Below are 1,781 nucleotides of genomic sequence, written 5' to 3'. Positions count from 1 at the left end.
CGCCCGCAGGACACCTGACCGGCACGGGGCCGCGCCTCAGTCGCGGGTGACGGACCGCTCGATGAGGGCGACGGTGGCGCGGGGGTCGTCGACCTCGATGACGAGGCGGTCGTAGGTCTCGGCGTCGGCCAGCTCGACGACGACGGCCTTGTCCGGGTTCTTCACGTCCCAGAACAGGCGCTCCCCGTCACGCCGGAAGCGGCCGGCGGTGATGACGCCCGGGACGTGGGTGCCGCCGACCCGTATGCCCTTCGGCTCGCGGGCCATCCCGGGATCGTGGGTGGCGCCGCGCACATGGGCGAGGGGGATCTCCAGGCGGCTCTTGAGCGTCCAGAGTTTGCCGAGGCCCTGGAACTCGACGGTCAGCAGGTTGCGTTCGCGGTCGACGGAGATCAGGGCCATGGTCAGTGCTCCTTGGAGGCGGTCGGCCGGGAGGCGCGCAGCCGCAGGCGGGCGCCGAGGACGGTGGAGGCGAGCCGGGGGGCGGCGTCGCCGTGGGAGGGGCGCAGGGCGTCCTCCAGCGCGGTGACGCCTTCCGCGACCAGGGCGGCGACCTCCCGGTCGTGGGGGGCGCGTTCGGCGGCGGCGAGCAGGAGGAGTCCGGCGGCCGGGCCGTTGTCGTACGAGGCGATGGCCGTCGTCAGCGCCTGCTCCGGGTCGGTGAGGCCGGCGATGACGGCGGCGGCCGGGTGGATCTCGTGGTCGAGGTGGTTGCGGAGGGCGGCCAGGTGCAGGCTCCGCTTGGAGCCGAACACCTTGTAGAGACTGCCCCGGTGGATACCGGTGGCGGTGACCAGGTCGTCCACGGAGGTGCCCTCGTAGCCGTGGGTGGCGAAGAGGGCGGCCGCGGACTCGACGGCCCGGTCGGTGTCGAAGGTGCGAGGTCGTCCCATGTCCATGACCCTAGGCGTTTGAGAACGATCAGTCAAGAACGAACGTTCTCAAACCACCGCGCGCCCCCGCGCGCAGTGGCCCGACGGCGGCTGCCGCCTCCACGCGCCGGCGCGGGCCCCCGCCCGTGAGTGATCGGCAAATGGCGTGGCGGATCACCGCCCCGCCTGCGAGTATCCGGCGCATGCCGACTTTCGACGCTCCCGACGGGACCCGACTCGCCTACCACCGCAAGGGCTCCGGGGGTGATCAGCCGCTCGTCTGCGTCCCCGGCGGCCCGATGACGCCCTCCGCCTACTTCGGCGACCTCGGCGGGCTGGCCGCACGGCGGGAGCTGGTGCTGCTGGACCTGCGCGGCACGGGGGACTCGGCCAGGCCCGCCGACCTCGCGGGCTTCCGCGTGGACCGGCAGGCCGAGGACATCGAGGCGCTCCGTGCCGCCCTCGGCCCGGAGCGGTTGGACCTCCTCGGCCATTCGGCCTCCGGCGACCTCGTGCTGGCCTACGCGGCCCGGTACCCGGAGCGGGTGCGCTCGCTCGTCCTGGTCTGCGCGCGGGCGCGCACCGCCGGGATCGACTTCCCCGTCGAGCGGCGCCGCGAGGCGCTGGAGCTGCGTCGTGACGAGCCCTGGTACGAGGACGTCCGGCCGGCCTTCGAGCGGGCCGTGTCCGGGGAGGCGGACGACGCGGACTTCGCGCTGCTCGACCGCCTGTCCTACGGCCGCTGGGACACCGCCGCGCGCACGCACGCCGCCGCGTGCGCGGAGTGGTTCGACGAGGAGGCGGCGGCCGCCTACCTGGCTCCGGGGGCCTTCGACGGCGCGGGCGCCGCCCGCGCGGTGCTGACCGGGCTGGACGCGCCCGTCCTCGTCGTCTCCGGTGAGCTGGACG

The 1,781-nt window shown here is 74.6% G+C and carries 3 protein-coding genes; 1 reads left to right on the top strand and 2 read right to left on the bottom strand.

The window, feature by feature from the left end; translation table 11 throughout:
* Positions 1-36 precede the first annotated feature (36 nt).
* Both B7767_RS13090 and B7767_RS13085 read right to left on the bottom strand, forming a co-directional pair.
* The gene (locus B7767_RS13090; RefSeq protein ID WP_085572339.1) at positions 37-402 is read right to left on the bottom strand and encodes a hypothetical protein; all 366 of its coding nucleotides are present in this window, start codon (positions 400-402) and stop codon (positions 37-39) included.
* A 2-nt stretch (positions 403-404) separates the two neighbouring features.
* A complete protein-coding gene (locus tag B7767_RS13085; protein WP_085572340.1) occupies positions 405-893 on the bottom strand; it encodes a TetR/AcrR family transcriptional regulator in 489 nt (162 codons plus the stop codon).
* A gap of 182 nt (positions 894-1,075) precedes the next feature.
* On the opposite strand from B7767_RS13085, the gene B7767_RS13080 reads away from it, so the two are divergent.
* The coding region (locus B7767_RS13080) for an alpha/beta fold hydrolase (RefSeq protein WP_085572338.1) at positions 1,076-1,781 on the top strand (706 nt) is incomplete at its 3' end.

Origin of the sequence: Streptomyces sp. 13-12-16 (genome assembly GCF_002114215.1) — a bacterium.
Lineage (GTDB): Bacteria > Actinomycetota > Actinomycetes > Streptomycetales > Streptomycetaceae > Streptomyces.
The sequence above is the reverse complement of the archived record's forward strand: the minus strand, read 5'-3'. Positions and strand labels throughout refer to the sequence as shown.